At 40.8% G+C, this 15,827-nt stretch carries 16 protein-coding genes; 12 read left to right on the forward strand and 4 right to left on the reverse strand.

Annotated elements, in window-relative coordinates; translation table 11 throughout:
- Positions 1-43 precede the first annotated feature (43 nt).
- Together ACKWCF_RS02525 and ACKWCF_RS02530 are read right to left on the reverse strand one after the other, a co-directional pair.
- Positions 44-874 carry a pyrroline-5-carboxylate reductase family protein gene (locus tag ACKWCF_RS02525; RefSeq protein WP_409479124.1) on the reverse strand — a complete coding sequence of 277 codons (831 nt, stop codon included), beginning with the start codon at positions 872-874 and terminating at the stop codon, positions 44-46.
- A 9-nt stretch (positions 875-883) separates the two neighbouring features.
- Positions 884-2,116, reverse strand: a complete 1,233-nt coding sequence (locus tag ACKWCF_RS02530) for a YggS family pyridoxal phosphate-dependent enzyme (protein ID WP_409479125.1) — start codon at positions 2,114-2,116, stop codon at positions 884-886.
- 31 nt (positions 2,117-2,147) lie between these two features.
- Between ACKWCF_RS02530 and ACKWCF_RS02535 the strand changes: the two genes are divergently transcribed.
- From ACKWCF_RS02535 to ACKWCF_RS02560, 6 genes are read left to right on the forward strand one after another with little or no spacing between them, the layout of a single operon-like run.
- Positions 2,148-3,056 carry a type II secretion system F family protein gene (locus tag ACKWCF_RS02535; RefSeq protein WP_409479126.1) on the forward strand — a complete coding sequence of 303 codons (909 nt, stop codon included), beginning with the start codon at positions 2,148-2,150 and terminating at the stop codon, positions 3,054-3,056.
- Between the two features lie 3 nt (positions 3,057-3,059).
- Positions 3,060-3,416: a DUF192 domain-containing protein gene (locus tag ACKWCF_RS02540; RefSeq protein WP_409479127.1), complete on the forward strand. Its 357-nt coding sequence runs from the start codon at positions 3,060-3,062 to the stop codon at positions 3,414-3,416.
- Entirely contained in the window at positions 3,403-5,070 is a 1,668-nt protein-coding gene (locus tag ACKWCF_RS02545; protein WP_409479128.1) for an FHA domain-containing protein, read from the forward strand. The genes ACKWCF_RS02540 and ACKWCF_RS02545 overlap by 14 nt, the downstream gene beginning before the upstream one ends.
- Before the next feature lie 9 nt (positions 5,071-5,079).
- The gene (locus ACKWCF_RS02550; RefSeq protein WP_409479129.1) at positions 5,080-6,339 is read left to right on the forward strand and encodes an FHA domain-containing protein; all 1,260 of its coding nucleotides are present in this window, start codon (positions 5,080-5,082) and stop codon (positions 6,337-6,339) included.
- On the forward strand, positions 6,340-8,421 hold the full coding sequence (locus tag ACKWCF_RS02555) for an FHA domain-containing protein (protein WP_409479130.1): 2,082 nt from the start codon (positions 6,340-6,342) through the stop codon (positions 8,419-8,421).
- A gap of 2 nt (positions 8,422-8,423) precedes the next feature.
- Positions 8,424-9,002 carry a hypothetical protein gene (locus tag ACKWCF_RS02560; RefSeq protein ID WP_409479131.1) on the forward strand — a complete coding sequence of 193 codons (579 nt, stop codon included), beginning with the start codon at positions 8,424-8,426 and terminating at the stop codon, positions 9,000-9,002.
- A gap of 19 nt (positions 9,003-9,021) precedes the next feature.
- On the opposite strand, the gene ACKWCF_RS02565 is transcribed toward ACKWCF_RS02560, so the two are convergent.
- Positions 9,022-10,569 carry a sulfatase-like hydrolase/transferase gene (locus tag ACKWCF_RS02565; RefSeq protein WP_409479132.1) on the reverse strand — a complete coding sequence of 516 codons (1,548 nt, stop codon included), beginning with the start codon at positions 10,567-10,569 and terminating at the stop codon, positions 9,022-9,024.
- A gap of 214 nt (positions 10,570-10,783) precedes the next feature.
- On the opposite strand from ACKWCF_RS02565, the gene ACKWCF_RS02570 reads away from it, so the two are divergent.
- Together ACKWCF_RS02570 and ACKWCF_RS02575 are read left to right on the forward strand one after the other, a co-directional pair.
- A complete protein-coding gene (locus ACKWCF_RS02570) occupies positions 10,784-11,410 on the forward strand; it encodes a MotA/TolQ/ExbB proton channel family protein (protein ID WP_409479133.1) in 627 nt (208 codons plus the stop codon).
- A gap of 18 nt (positions 11,411-11,428) precedes the next feature.
- The gene (locus tag ACKWCF_RS02575; protein ID WP_409479134.1) at positions 11,429-11,833 is read left to right on the forward strand and encodes an ExbD/TolR family protein; all 405 of its coding nucleotides are present in this window, start codon (positions 11,429-11,431) and stop codon (positions 11,831-11,833) included.
- A gap of 83 nt (positions 11,834-11,916) precedes the next feature.
- On the opposite strand, the gene ACKWCF_RS02580 is transcribed toward ACKWCF_RS02575, so the two are convergent.
- Positions 11,917-12,501 (reverse strand): hypothetical protein, encoded by a 585-nt coding sequence (locus ACKWCF_RS02580; RefSeq protein WP_409479135.1) that lies wholly within the window; start codon positions 12,499-12,501, stop codon positions 11,917-11,919.
- A gap of 236 nt (positions 12,502-12,737) precedes the next feature.
- On the opposite strand from ACKWCF_RS02580, the gene ACKWCF_RS02585 reads away from it, so the two are divergent.
- The 4 genes from ACKWCF_RS02585 (at position 12,738) to ACKWCF_RS02600 (ending at position 15,805) form a co-directional block, all read left to right on the forward strand.
- Positions 12,738-13,211 (forward strand): hypothetical protein, encoded by a 474-nt coding sequence (locus ACKWCF_RS02585; protein WP_409479136.1) that lies wholly within the window; start codon positions 12,738-12,740, stop codon positions 13,209-13,211.
- A 77-nt stretch (positions 13,212-13,288) separates the two neighbouring features.
- Positions 13,289-13,966 (forward strand): diacylglycerol/polyprenol kinase family protein, encoded by a 678-nt coding sequence (locus tag ACKWCF_RS02590; protein ID WP_409479137.1) that lies wholly within the window; start codon positions 13,289-13,291, stop codon positions 13,964-13,966.
- A gap of 16 nt (positions 13,967-13,982) precedes the next feature.
- Positions 13,983-14,801: a CDP-diacylglycerol--serine O-phosphatidyltransferase gene (pssA, locus tag ACKWCF_RS02595; RefSeq protein ID WP_409479138.1), complete on the forward strand. Its 819-nt coding sequence runs from the start codon at positions 13,983-13,985 to the stop codon at positions 14,799-14,801.
- Positions 14,801-15,805, forward strand: a complete 1,005-nt coding sequence (locus ACKWCF_RS02600; protein WP_409479139.1) for an aspartate-semialdehyde dehydrogenase — start codon at positions 14,801-14,803, stop codon at positions 15,803-15,805. The genes pssA and ACKWCF_RS02600 overlap by 1 nt, the downstream gene beginning before the upstream one ends.
- The last annotated feature ends 22 nt before the right edge of the window (positions 15,806-15,827 follow it).

Genomic DNA, 15,827 nt, shown 5'->3' on the forward strand with positions numbered 1-15,827 from the left:
GGTTGAGCGACAAAAGTCGTAATGCTTTGTGAGAAAGCCAGACCTACGTCTGGCGGGCGATTTCTTGTGAACGTAAAGCGGCTTTTTCGAAGCTGATACGTAGGGCGCGTTCGATTTCAAGCTCACGCATTGAATTTAATCCAGCTGCGGTAACGCCTTTTTTAGAAGTGACTCGTTGTTGTAATTCTTCGATATCAACACCCGCTGATTGCGCAGCTAAAAGTGAAGCGCCAACGAAAGTTTCAATCGTCATCATTTTAGCTTGTTCAGGTGTAAAACCGTGTTCGATGATCCAATCTTGCCAGTACATCATCATTTCAAAAACAAAGCCTGTACCGCTTGAGCATGAAATCATTAAAGCATCGAATTGATCTTCAGTTTCTAATTCTAAAATAACACCTAAGCCAGAAAATAAGTCTTTCGTGATTTCAGTGACAACTTCATCTTTTTTATTCGCTAAAACACCTAAAACACCGCGGCCAATTAATGACGGCGTGTTTGGCATTAAGCGAACCAAGCGTGGTTGTGGAATCATTTTTTGTAATGAACGCATAGTGATTCCCGCAGCTAACGAGATCACGATTTGGTTTTCGTTAAACGCCGAAGCCAGGTTGGCCATGGCTTGTGGAAGATCTTGCGGTTTCATTGCTAAAATAACAATGTCACACTCTTCGACGATCTGTTCATTATGTTCACGCGTTTGAATTTGATATAATTCTTTTAACTTAAGAGGCTTACCCGGAGTGCGGTTTGAAACCAAGATTTGATCTGGTCTTAATAACTTTGACTCTACCATTCCTTTGATAAGAGCCTGAGCCATGTGTCCTGCGCCGATGAAACCAACTTTGTACGTCTTAAGTAAAGGATGAGTCATATAAAAAGACTACTTTACTTTTTGCCTTTCGCCAAACAAAACCGTGCCGATTCGAATCCATGTCGCACCTTCTTTCAAGGCGACTTCGTAATCGTGGCTGGTTCCCATCGAGAGCTCTTTGACTTGTAAGCGATCGGCCAAAGTTTTTAATTTTTTAAAATGAACTTGATTGTCTAAAGCCTGATTTTGCAGGGGAGGCATGGTCATAAGCCCCACAATTTTTATATGAGCCAATTGAGTCAATTTATCCCAAGCGGCGAGAACGCTGGATTCGTCGAAACCCGCCTTGGTAGCTTCGTTCGCAAGATTTACTTGAATAAAAACTTTTTGCACATGCCCGATTTCAGACGCTTTTTTTGAAACTAATTCGGCCAGTTCCAAAGAATCAATGGCGTGCAAATAAGCAAAGTTGTTTTTTAAATACTTTACTTTGTTTTTTTGAATCGGGCCGATCAGATGCCATTCTAAATTTAAATCTTTTAAGGCCTCGATTTTTTCTAAAGCCTCTTGAATATAGTTTTCACCAAAAGCCTTTTGGCCTTGTGAAACCAGTTCACGGATTTTTTCCAACGGTTGTAGTTTACTCACCGCTAGTAAATGTTGGTCAGCATTCAGTTTAGCTTTAATTTGTGAAAGGGCTGATTTTTCAAATGACCAATTCTTAGAGGTAAAGATTTTTTCTAATGCCGAAAGTGGAAGTCCAACGACATTGTTGTAATCACCAACAAACTTTTCCACAAATTTTCCACCAAGACCTTGAATGGCGTAAGAGCCGGCTTTATCCATCGGTTCACCGGTTTTGATGTAATCCCAGATGTCTTCATCACGCAGGTTTTTGAAAAAAACTTGTGATGTCTCGATATGAGACGTGACTTCAGGTCCAGATTGACCAGCCCCTTGGTCCAGCAGGATGATCGCGGTTTTTACTTCGTGCATTTTGCCTGAAAGTTTCTTCAAAGTATCAAATGCATCCTGTTCGTTTTCAGGTTTGCCGATCGCTGAATTTTCTAAACAAACCATGGTGTCCGAAGCCAAAATAATATTGCTCGGATTTTTATCAGGACATAGGTCTAGGCAGGCCAGGGCTTTTCGTTTCGCAATGTCGATTATCTGCTCGTCTAAGCTTAGGTTTTCATTCGGAATTTCCGATATGAAGACTGGGAATGAGACAAAATAATAACCGGCTTTTTTCAGAATTTCTGCGCGCCGCGGAGATTGCGAAGCTAGGACAATTTTTTTCATTCAACCAAATTTATAAACCAAAAGAGGATCTATGGGTAGTGCTGAACTCATGTTATTTACTGGTCTCATCCTAGCGGGTGTGGCGGTTTATCTTTTCATGACTTCCATTTTGGCGGGGAAGCCCGGCGAAGCGCAATTGCAATGGGCCAGCGGTACTGAACCGATTAAATCTAAAAATGGAATCATCAATCTTTGCCGTCCGATGGTGCATCAGTTTACTCTGCAGCACGCAGCAAAATTTAAATCTGAGGCTTATCGTAAAAAAATCCGTCACTTGATCAAAACTGGCGGCATGACATCTGAGATGAACGAAGATGAATTTATCGGTTACCAAATTTTCTTAGGTATCGCTTTTCCGATTTTTTTAATCATCATGAACTTTTCGTTAGACTTAGGATTTTCTCCGATGATCTTGGCGATGTTAGGCGTTGTGGGTTGGTTCATGCCACAGATGCACTGTAAGGCGCAGAAGAACGTAAGAACATTAAGCGTTCAGCAAGACATGCCATTTTTTATCGACCTACTTGCGCTTTCAGTTGAAGCGGGTCTTGATTTCTTCGGCGCGATTCAAAAAATCGTAGATAAAGTGGCTGACGAAAATTCAGTTTTAGCTGAAGAATTTAAAACAGTTTTAAAAGATATCAAAATTGGTTCATCAAAAACAGATGCGTTAAAAGAAATGGCCGCTCGCTTAGACATGCCAGAGATCACATCTTTCGTAGCCGTGTTAATTGATGCCGAAGCAACAGGCGCTTCAATTTCGCAAGTGTTAAAAGACCAATCGGTGCAAATGCGTTTAGAGCGCTTTGTTCGTGCGGAAAAAGCCGGAGCGCGTGCTTCGCAATTAATTTTACTTCCATTAATGGGATTTATTTTACCAGCCGTATTCATCATGGTTTTCGGACCAGTGATTTTAGGCTTTGTGTACGGAAAGAATTAAAAGATGGCAAAACTTTACAAGATTCAACATGGGGATAAAGCCGAGCTTCTGATTGAAAATCTGGAGTTGGCGGAATCATTTTTTGCCCGTGGTAAAGGGTTGTTAGGCCGAAAATCTTTAAGCCCGAATGCGGCGTTATGGATTAAGCCTTGTAACAACATTCACACCTTTTTTATGAATTTTGCGATCGATTGCATTTTTGTGAATAAAAAAATGGAAATTGAAAAAATAGTATCCGTTGTAAAACCCTATAAGATCATTGGGCCTTTTTGGAAAGCATCATCAGTCGTAGAAACAGCAGCTGGCAATGCAGAAAAGTGGAACCTTCAGGTAGGAGATCAGTTATATGTGGTCAGTTAGAGTATTATCCGGCCCACAAACCGGACAGATCTTTGATTTAAAGATGGGAAAAAACCTGTTAGGTCGGGGAATGAGCTGTGATTTTAAAATCACTTCAGGCGGTATTTCGAAAGAGCACTGCGAGATTCACGTATATAAAGATAAAGTGATCGTGGTTGATTTAAAATCAAGTAACGGAACATTCGTTAATGGCGTAAAAATTCAGAATTCAATTATTAAGTTAGGCGATAAAGTCAGTGTGTTCGACGTAATTATGGATGTAATTCCTTCACCGGATATTCGTCCAAAACCATCAGCACCGGCTCCACGCCCGTTAGTGCCGCGCCCACGTCCGCCGGCACAACCAAGACAAATGCCTCCGCAAATGTACCAGCAACCCCCAGCATTTCCGACGCAAGGTGGAGCGGCGATGCAAATGCAATATCAGCAGCAAATGCCACCGATGCAAGGTGTGCCGCCACAAAATAATTTTGGTGCAGCCGTTGAGCCGCAAAAAACATTGGGTGAGCGCATTGATGACTACATGGAAAATGTAGTGATGCCGGTATTTTATAAAATGTCGGTGGTGTTTCCATTTAAACAAGTGTTAATGGGCATGATGATTCTCTTTGTGGTGTTTGTCACAATGGCGTCGATTTTTCCTCTGACAACTATTTTAAAAGAATCAAATTTTAATGAAGCTTCAAAACGTGCTAAATCTGTGGCGCGTGCCATGGCTCGTATCAATGAGCAGGCACTTCTGTCTGGACAGCTAAATAATCTAAATGTCAGTGAAGCTTTAAAAGAAGATGGTATTAAAGAAGCAATCATTATCCAACAAGCTGACGGGGCGATCGTTGCGCCGACAGAAAAAGTGGGTCGTGATATGTCTAAGGGCTTTGTGATTCAGGCGCGTAAAGAACCACGTGCCATGGCTGCGCAAGTTGATGATAACACAATTGGCGCAAGTCATCCGATTGCAGCGTACGATCCATTATCTGGTGAAACAGCCGTTAAATACGTAGCTATCGTATTCTATGATGTCAGTTCATTAAATGTAGATGATGGCCGCGTGGTGAGTTTATTCATGCAGACATTAGTTATTTCAGCTCTATTTGGTATTGTTTTATATCTATTATTTGCACGTCTTATCGAATATCCACTGCGTGCTTTGAATAAACAGATTGATACGGCCTTACGTGAAAAAACAGATCGCACTGAAGTGGCGTTTGATTATCCAGAGTTACAAAAATCTGTAGCGAATGTGAATTTACTTTTAAACCGTTTATGGAATGGTTTAAGCGATTCTGAAAACATGAAACCTACGCAAAATCGCGATGTGGAATTTTCACAAATGGTGAATATGATCACGCAACCTGCGGCGGTGATTAATGTGAGTGGCTCGGTGGTTTCATGCAATCACCAATTTGCAACATTAGTGCAAACATCGCCAGAAGCGTTAGTTTCGCAAAACTACAACACGATTGTAGACCCGGCGATGGTGCAAAACATTGAAAGTTTAATTACGCGTGCAAAAGAATCTGTTTATGAAACGCATAGAGATAAAATTCCGTTCTCACAATTTGAGTGCGAAATTAATTTACAAGCGTTTTTAGACAGTGCCGGTGCACCAGAGTATTTCTTTGTAAGTTTATCTAAGGTGAATCAGGAGTAAGGCTAAGTAATGTCAACGGCTGAAAAGCTACAACCCGCAGTTCAGATTAAATTGAAAGTGCTGAAAGGACCGCACGAAGGGCAGTCTTTTCATCTTTCAAAGAGCTCATTTACTGTGGGTCGTGGCCCAGAGAATGAGGTCGTTTTAATTAATGACCCGCAGATCAGCCGTCAGCATGCGCGTTTACAAGTGGTTGGCCAAGATATCGAGATCATCAACTTATCTAAGAAAAATAAAGTGATGGTGGGATCAGAAGAAATCCAAAAATGGAAACTGATCAACGATTCAACTTTCATGTTGGGTGATACCGAAATTCAAATCGCCTTTGAAATTGAAAAATTAACACCGATGACGCCAGGTCCGCAATTAGTGCGCACGGATTTACCGGCTGTGCCCGTGGGGTTAGATCTGAATCCTCCGCCAGCTCCAGCGGCAACACCGCAAGCGAAAAAAACGCCAGCGATGACTCCGCTGCAACCGCAAGCGCCACGCAAGCGACCGATGCCGCCTCCGGCAAATCGCCAGCAAGTTCCTGCAAATCGTCAGGGGCAAGTGCAAGCACGCGGTCCGATGCAACCAGGCAGACCAGGCCCGCAAGGGCAGATGATGCCGCGACCAAATCAGCAAATGGGTCCGCAGTTTATTCCAGAAATGGGAATGGGAGCACCACGCCCAGCTACGAATTCTCAAGCAAATAGTGGTGGTGGATTACTGGCTAATCCGAAAGCGCGTTTTTATTTAATTGTTGGAGCGATAGTCTTAGGTCTAGTTTATTGGTTAAATATGGAAGAGCCGAAGAAGCCTCAGTCGAATGAAATTAAATCGACTCTGAAATACGAAGATGAATATCTTCTTAAGCAAAACTCGGTGGCTGAAAAAGAACTGGACCAAAAGCGTAAGGCAAAACTTGAACAAAAGATGTCGCCGACAAATTTACGTGTTGAAGAGAACTTTCAAAAAGGCATGCGCGATTATCAGCTAGGTAATTACACGCGTGCCCTAGACTTTTTTCAGGTGGTGTTAAACTTAGATGCCAGCCATGTGATGGCTCGCCGTCATTTATACTTAGCTAAAATCCGCTTCGATGAGATCGTAAAAGCGAAATTAGCACTTGGAGAAAGTTATTATCAGAAGCATAATTTTAAAATGTGCAAGGCGATGTACCAGCAAGTTTTGATTATGCTTCAGGGAAAAAACAACGATCAAAGTTATCAAACAGCCCAAAGCATGTCAGAAAAATGTGGTCTGGCCGCTGAGGGAATTCGTTAGATGTCGAGATTAAAAGTATTACTAAGGGGAGCACAGATCAGTGACTTAAACCTTAGCCCTGACCGTGAATATGTCGGTGGGCGTAAGGAAAGTTGCGATATCCGTTTGCAACCTGAAAAAGGCATCTCGCGCGAACATTTCAAATTAAAATTTGAAGAAGGCCGTTGGGTTTTAACCTCGTTATCACGTTTCGGCGAAATTTTTTCTGTGGGCCAAAGAGTTGAATCAACGCCTCTTGAACATGGCCAGGTTTTTCAAATTCCACCGTATGAATTTATTTTAAGTGATGTTCCTGATTCGGCCAGCGATTCGGTGAACGCCAGCGAAATGCCTGAGGCCGGTGAGAATGAACGCACGGTTATCGGTGTTGCTCAACAAGTGCCGTACATCAAAATGATGTCGTCTGACGGGCAAGTGCGCGAAATGCTTCGTCTGGAAGTGGGCGATGTGTGGGCCGCGGGCCGCGATCCTTCGTGCCAAATTATTATTCCTGATCAACGTGTTTCGCGTCGTCAGTTTGAAGTTAGAAAAATTAACGGCATTTACACGATTATCGACTTAACAAGTGTGAACGGAACTTTCTTAAACGGTTCACCAATTTCAAGCACTGATCCACAGCCGTTAAAATCAGGTGATGCGATCACGGTTCTTGATAATACAATGTATTTCGAACTTCATGACCCGAACTTTCAATACCGTATGGAACGTATCGAAGTTCCTCCAATGCAAATGGGTGGAGCGGGCGTTGATGACGTGGTTGAAGAAGTTCCGCTTGAAGAAGTGCCTTACGAAGAAGAATATGATCCGAACCAGGATATGAATTATCCGCAGGAAATTGATCAAGGTTATTATCAAGATCAATTAAATCCGGATGGTTCACCGTTTACCGGTATGCCGCCAGGCCAAATGCAGGGTGACTACTACACTATGCAAGGGGCCGAGGGTGTCGCACCTGAACAACAAGGTCCACCACCAAGCCCGATCAAACAGGCTTGGACTCGTTTTAAAAATAACAAGCCGGTATTTTATTCGGTTGTCGCTTTATTTTTAGTGGGTATGTATTTCTTAAGCGAAATGCTGAATGAACCTACTCCACAAAAAGCAACGCAACAGCAAGCATTTAATCCGGACGATCCCTTATCACGTTTAAAACCTGAAGAGCGTGAAAATATCAGTCTCTGGTATAACAATGCCGAAAAAGCTTTACGTCAGCAGGCCTTCACGATTGCTAAAGAAAATTTAGATAATATTCATAAACTTTTACCTTTAGGTTATAAAGATTCAAAACTTTACGAAGCTGAAGCCTTAAACGGTGAGCAAACTCTTTTAACACAACAAGAAACTGAACGTCGTGATAAAGAGCAAGCTGAATTACAGGCTTTAATCAAATCCACTTTGGAAAAGTGTGAAAAATCAATCGTGCCAGAAACAACACCTGAAGGTTTACAAGAGTGTTTGGCGCCAGTGACAATCAACGACCCGACAAATGCTGACGCCGAAAGAATGATTAGCAAAGTTCGCCAAACGATTGCCGACCGTCAAGCTAAAGAAGATGCTGAACGTGTGGCTAAACAGCAGCGCGAAGATATGAAAGCTATTTTTGAACGTGCTGAAGAAGTTCATAAAACCGGTTTTCCGAAAAAAGCGATTAAAGCTTATAACGAAGTTTTAGCCAGCGATTTACCAGATCCAGATGGTTACAAAGATATTTCAAAACAACGTATTAAGTTTATCGAGAAAAAATTAGCAGAACGTAATCAAAACAACATCAGCAATGCCGAAACTTTCCTTAAAGACGGAAAACTTAAAGAAGGCATTATGGCCTTACGTGCAGCGCTGTTATTTGATCCAGATAACCAAACGATCAAAGATAAAATTGAGCGTTATTCAAATGATTTAAGAAACCAGGTTAAGGTGATGTACCAAGAATCCATCATCGATGAAAACTTTGGTTACGTAGACGGGTCTGATAATAGACCGGGCGCTAAAGACAAATGGAAAAAAATTATTGAAATCGACCTTGAAGATGGTGATTACTACCGTAAGGCCTTCATTAAACTTAGACGCTACGGAGTTTTCTAGTCATGAAATCAAAAGTCAGTTCACACAATGGCCAGCAGAAATTTCCACAAACACATGTGCATAGTCTGTTAAATGATAATTTATTAGTGTGCATTCGTTTATGGAGCGGCCCTGAAGTAGAACAAAAAGCAGTTGATGAAATTCTACGTTACCTTTCAGCGGCTGATGCGGATCTGGAAGTTACAACGCCGTTTGATTATATCGAAAGTTTATCGTCGCTTGCAAATAAAGTGCGCGTCGCTTTATTACTGGCCAATGAAGCTTTATACATTGATAACAAAGAAAAATATTCGCAAGGTTTTGAAATTGCAATTTGTTATAAACACAATAAAGAAATCAGCTTAGGTTCGGTGGGGCGCTTTGCTTTTACAGCAGAAAAGAAAGACAAAAAGTTTTTAATGTTTGAATCAGGTGGCTTTTTAGATGATTTAGTGCTGCTTCCGACAGATCTTTTAGGCATTGAACGTGAAGTTGATATTAAGTGCACGTCTGTTTCAACGCGCGATTTATCTTCAATTCAGATTAGTTCTAAGTTTGACCAAAATACATATTGGTCAACAACTGTTAGTCAGTTTGACTAGTAGGCCTTTTAAAAGAAAATTATTGCACGAAATTAGGGTCAACGAAGATCAGCGGGTGATACCAGGTTTTATTTTGCTCATGCAGGCCCCAGATATTTTCCATCGCTAAATTCCAATTAGCGATTTTGATTTCTTCAAAATATTTTTTACGATTTAATTCGTAAGCCAGTTTAGTTTTTTCAGTATTTAAATCAAACTGCGGAGCATGTTTATATTTTAAATAATCAACGAACAGGCTATCGTGACAAGATTTAAGCTGCGAAATCACCACAGGTGGTTTGCTAATAAGATTTAGACAACCACTGTAAGCCATATCAAGCTTTATTAAATCCATTTTTTCAATCTGTTTGGCTTTTAATTGCTGGTTTAGCCAGTACAAATAAAGCGGGTGAGTTTCAGCAATTTTTACAGAAAAGAAATCGGCTGCGGGTAAAGTATTTTTTAAATAGTCTTTGGCCAAAGTCATCCCGTTATCGCCAGGTTGGGTAATACTTGTCACAAACAAACGGCGCGGGCTTGGAATATCTTGTTCGCTATTTGTTTTGTACAGGTTGACCACTTCAAATTTATCAGTGGCTAAGCTAAAAACTTCAGTTTCTTCTTTGCGATCAATAATCAGTAAAGTTGGTGTGATGACAGCAAAATTTAATTGCAGCGGTTTTTTAATCCAAGTGTTGGCGGCTTCAACCAAAAGATAACGGGGATTTGTTTTACTGTCTGCCGAAGCTTCGCTGTAAAACGGTGTTAAATTTAACAGCGGAAAACCTTCTAAAGCCGACGGTTCGTCAGCGCCAAAAAAGCTTTTTAAGGTATGCCCGATATCCGCTAAAGAGATGGGGGTATCGTTCTTCCAAGAAATACCCTCATCGCCTGACATGCGAGGCGGCTTAATTAACAGAGAAACTAACGTGTTTTCAGAGTGAAGATTTAAAAAAGGTGTTTCGTTTAAGCGATTATAGTTGTTGCCACCACGAAGACCCACCACATACACATAGGTTTTATCCCAGATGCCACGGTGTTTTAATTCGCTGATAAAATTAAAAAGTTTTTCGTCTAATTTTTCGATATTTGTTGTCGATGTATCTTGTTCATTCAAGGCTTCGATTTCTGAGTTGGTGATCACTGCGAAAAACGGCGTGCTGTCTTCTTTTTGCCAATCTAAAAAACTATCTGAAGTGATTTTAAAATCTTTAATGATTTGATTTGAATACTGGGCCGCTGCCGAATCATCGAAAGTATCAAAGTATTTTGATAAGCCTGTTTTTTTAAGAATATGCGGATTACCAGCAAAAAAGCCTGTGCGGTAACCTTTGCGATAAGCGGCTTCTTGCACCGTGGTCATTGGAATTTGCAAAGAATCATAACTGCGGTGCACATTGTGAATTAACGGATATTGTCCTGTTAGAACTGAACCCATGGCTGCTGCCGGTTGCAGCGAAGTTGTGTAGGCATGAGTAAAGCGCATGAACTCTTTACAAATCAAAGCAATGCCGGAGTTGTCATCATTTTTATCTTCAGAGCAGTTCAAACGTTCGTTATCAAGTTGGTCAAATGCCAGTATTAACACAGATTTTTTTGTTTCTGTTTGGCAAGAGGTCTGGAAAAGAAACAACATAATAAACAAAGCGGTGACAAAAAATGGTCGCGACCTGATAAATTTTGCGTGTGCCGAGCGCACCCAGACTTTGGTGTATTGTGTAAAATTCAGATTTTTTGACCCGCTCATGAACTAACATCATAATGACTAAGTACTAAATGTAAAGGTTATTAAAGGAGCCATCATGTTCACTGAAAAAATATTTGCTGTAGCTCATTATGCGGATCAATTTGTTTTATTCGTATTAGTGTTAATGAGCGTTATCTCAATCGCCATGATTTTCGAAAGATTCATGACGTTAAAAAAAGTTGCCAATGAAAGTGAACGTGTACGCGCACGTATCCGTGTGGCTTTACAATCGGGTTCAGTAAATGATTTTGAAGATATCGCTAAAGATCCAACTTCAATCGAAGGCCGCGCAGCAGGGCAAGCGATGAAACACTTTAAACAGCATGGCGAAGCGGGCTTTTCTGAAGTGTTTAACTCTTTTGTATTAACTGAAAAACCAGATTTAGAAAAATTCTTACCAGTATTAGCAACAATTGCATCGAATGCGCCATTTATCGGATTATTCGGTACAGTACTTGGTATCATGAAAGCATTTAACGATTTGGCGATGGCTCCAGAGGCTGGCCAACAAACGGTTATGGCTGGTATCTCGGTAGCTCTAGTTGCCACAGCAGCAGGTCTTTTCGTGGCGATCCCTGCAGGTATGTGCTTCAACTACTTCACTCGTAAAGTGCGCACAATCTTAGTTTCTGTTGAATCAGTTAAAGAACTAGGAATGGCGTACGCAAAAAAATCTAAATAATTAAGAATTAGGTGATATATGGCTTTTAAAGCTGATCAATCAGATGAAATCATGTCAGAGATCAACGTCGTTCCATTGGTCGACGTTATCCTTGTGGTTTTAATTATCTTCATGGTGACGGCACCTATGATTATGAAGCCGTCAATCAATGTGAATCTTCCCAAAGCGGCTTCTGGTGAAGCGACAACGCCATCTAAATTAAATATTACAATCAGCAATGATGGTAAATTAAACTTAGATGGACAAATGGTTGAAGACGCCCAAGTGCAAGCCAAAGCGCAGGAAGAAGTGGGTAAAAACCCTGAAATCCAAGCGATTATTTCAGCAGATAAAGATGTACCTCACGGCCGCGTAGTTTCTGTATTAGATATCGTTAAAGGCGCCGGCGTAAAAAAATTCGCCATCAGCATCGACAAAAAATAAGAATCGTAAAAAGCAGATCAAAACAAACGAAAGGGTGGCCTAAGCAAGACCACCCTTTTTATTTTATTCAAATGTATTTTGCGTTAGTACCAGTATTTAACTGCACCGGAGATATTTCCAGTGTCGACTTCATCAGCTTCGACAAAGTTGTAACGGGCATTTAAACCTAAAGTAAGGTATTCAGTTTCTGTGTTAGTCACAGGAATATCGAACCCTACTATCGGAGCCGCTACACCCACAGTATCATCATCTGTGAAAAGTGCACCGACACCTAAAGCTACCCAACTGTTTCTCACAAACATGTTGTCGCTGTTAAATTTGTATCCCGCTTTTAACAATACGGTATCACGGTCGATCGTATCATCAGCTGCGACATCATCAAATTCTGCATGGCCGTATTCCAGTCCTAACATGAAGTTTTCTTTCGTAGGTGAAAAACCGAGATCAATACCTACTTCTCCTTCATCGTCACCCTCGCCTTCGGGTGAAGTCATACCGGCTAAGATTCCGATATAAGGTTTATATTCTGAAGTAAACATATTAGGTTTTTTCATACTTAATAAACCAGAATCTTCATCTCTCGCTTGGGCAGCGAAACTGAATAAAGCACATGACGTCATAACAACAACCAACGTTTTGGTAATAAACGCCGTAATTCTATTTGCCATAAACTCCTCCTTGTCTGTCTTGTCTGTAACCGAATTTTTAAGAGCAAATCGAAGTACCGAGTCAATTGTCCCAGAATGGGGCATTTTAAGTCTGGATTTGTTTTATTTCGAGACGGTGCATGCAGAACTATTCCTCAATCGTTGTTCAATTTCAACCAGACCAAAACCGATAAGAAGTTGTGATCAAAAAACTTCGACGCCGACATAAAAGTATAATCGTGGCTATATTCTGCCTGATGGTAACATCAGTCGTGAGCGCCTATTATATTTTAAAACCGAGCCAACAAGTTACGATGCAAAGTCTTTCAAGCCGTACTCCGGCTTCGATCAGACCTGTTGAGATCGTCAAAGAAGAGCCGGCTTTTTTTGAGTTAGAAGAAGTTAAAAAGCCAACGCCATTTGAAACGACCTTGAAATTAGATTGCCACGATCTTTTAGTGGATAACACAAAACTAGTTTCAGCCAGTGTTTCATCAGATCATGTCATTTTAAAACTTTCGCGTTGTAACAGTGCTCTGTCGCAGTTCAAAAAAATTGAACTGATCAACACAACGAATGGTTATAACGCCCAATTATTTAAGTTGAATAAGGCCGAATTTAACTCTGATTTTATTCAGTTAGATAAAGGCTTAAATCAGCTTCAATTTGAAATCAGCCTAAACGACGGGCAAAAAAAACTACAAATCTTCAAAATTCAGCGAATTCAATAAGCTAAAATCGGCTAAACGCTATTTTAGACCCTTTTTTGGGTGACATGGCCGCTCCCTTTACATAATTTTATGCGGTTGTGAATAACACTCAAAGCTCTCAAAATTTAAACAGCTACGAAGGCGAATTTAAAAAACGCTCCGACGTTCATATCGCGCGTAAAATCTGGCACATGACTGGCGTTACCATCTTCTTTCTTGGTTGGACGTTTCTTCCGTACTGGATCAGCATGGGTTTGTTGATCTTAGGGTGGTTTTTATTTGTTCCACCTGATTTGATCCGTTTATACAATCCTCAGTTAAATCGTACTCTTACGCGTTGGTTCCGCCCAATTATGCGTAAAAATGAACTCGATCGCCCGGCGGGCACAACCTACCTTTTAACGGGTGTGATTTTTATCGGTTTATTATTTCCGGTTGAGATTGTGGGTTTAAGTTTATTGTTCTTAGCATTTGCTGACCCAATCGCAAGTTATGTGGGAATTCGTTACGGTAAAGATAAAATCTTTGGTCATAAATCAGTTCAGGGTTTTGTCGCAGCTTACGTTGTTTGTTTTATCGCTACGTTTGCGTATTTATACTTTAAAAATATCAGCGACTATATCTTAGTGGTAAGCCTAATCGCCGGTTTAATTGGCGCTTTAGCGGAATTAGTTCCGGTAGCTAAAATTGATGATAACTTCACGATGCCGGTTCTTAGCAGCATCGGGTTATATTGCGTTTTTACTTTTTTTAATATTTTTCAGCATTTAAAATAATTGCATAGGATAAATTATGGTTGATTCATTCGATGAGCTTGAAGAGAAAACAAAATCAGGCAAACGCCTGGGAATGTACGTTTATATTTTGCCGAATCTAGTAACGATCGGTAACTTATTCTGCGGATTTTTTTCGATTATTAAAACTTTTGAAAAAGATTATAAAGCCGCAGCGATCGCGATCGTTGTAGCTGCGATCTTTGACCAACTAGATGGTCGTTTAGCTCGTTTAACTCGCGCTACATCAAAGTTCGGTGCTGAGTTAGATTCTTTATGTGATGCTGTCAGCTTCGGTGTGGCGCCGGGAATGCTTATGTACTTCTGGTCATTACAACCGTTCGGGCGTTTAGGGTACATGGCTTCATTCTTATTTGCAGCGTGCGGTGTTTTACGTTTAGCGCGTTTCAATGTGCAAGTGGGCGTGGTTGAGAAAAACTACTTCCAAGGTTTACCAATTCCGATGGCGGCAGGTATTATCGCTTCAGCGTTCTTAGCGTTTGAAGATATGGGCTGGCCCGCTGAAGGTAATATCGCTTTATTAGTTGTTACAATTTTATTAGCTTTCGTGATGGTGTCTAACTTCAGATACCGTTCATTTAAAGATATCGATTTAAAACAACGTTTGCCGTTTAGATATTTAATCGCGGGTGTGATTGTTTTATTCGTTGTCGCACTTCGCCCTGAAGTGATGTTGTTCGTTTTATTCTTCGGTTATGCGGCTTTAGGTGCTGTGTTCGGAATTTTCCGTTGGGGAAAAAACCGCAAACAATTACCTGCTAGCGTTTACGCTCCGGCAAACACGAATGAAAACGATTTACAAGAAGAGGTCGACTAATGAAACCCTGGAAAAAGGCTTTAAAAGTTGGTTTAGTAGGTGCTACTGGCGTGGTGGGTGAAACATTCATCAACATGTTAGAAGAGTATGCGTTTCCTATTGCTGAACTTCGTCCGTTTGCTTCTGATAAATCTTTAGGTGTTAAATTAGAATTAGCCGGAAAAGAATGGGCTTGTCAGGTTTTAAAACCAGGCTGCTTTGATGGCCTTGATATGGTGTTCTTCTCATCAGGTGACGACATTTCAAAAGAATGGGCTCCACAAGCTGTGAAATCTGGCGCATTTGCGATTGATAACTCAAACGCATTTCGTATGGATCAAGGCATTAACTTAGTTGTTCCTGAAGTGAATGGTCATTTATTAAATGAAAATTCAAAACCACAAATTATCGCAAATCCTAACTGTTCAACAATTCAGTTAGTGGTAGCGCTTAAACCTTTATACGATAAATTCGGAATTTCTGATGTGACTGTATCAAGCTACCAAGCGGTGAGCGGTGCAGGCCTTCCAGGTTTTGATGAGTTATTAGATCAGACTAGAAACTTTCAAACACCGGATCACGCCGCTAAAATTTTTCCGAAACAAATTCTTTTTAACTGTATTCCACAAATCGGTGGTTTCGGTGCTGATGGTTTCTGTACTGAAGAAACTAAAATCATGAACGAAACTTGCAAAATTATGGGTGATGATAAAATTAAAGTTTCTGCGTTTACTGTGCGTATTCCAGCTTTAAATGCTCATTCTGAAGCGGTTTGGGTCACTTTAAACAAACCAGCTACAAAAGACGAAGTGATCAACACTTTAGGTTCTTTTGAAGGTTTAGCAGTTATGCAAGACGACTATCCAACAGCGATTGATGTATCTGGCGAAGACCCTGTGTTTGTAGGTCGTATTCACCAAGATCGTCATAACCCAAATCGTTGGTTAATGTGGGTGGTTTCAGACAATCTTAAAAAAGGTGCCGCTCTCAACGGTTTACAGATCGCAGAACGCATTTTTTCCTAGCAAAGCCTAAACTTTAGTGCTG

This window comes from Pseudobdellovibrio sp. HCB154, assembly GCF_046267985.1.
In the GTDB taxonomy this organism is placed as follows: Bacteria; Bdellovibrionota; Bdellovibrionia; order Bdellovibrionales; family Bdellovibrionaceae; genus Pseudobdellovibrio.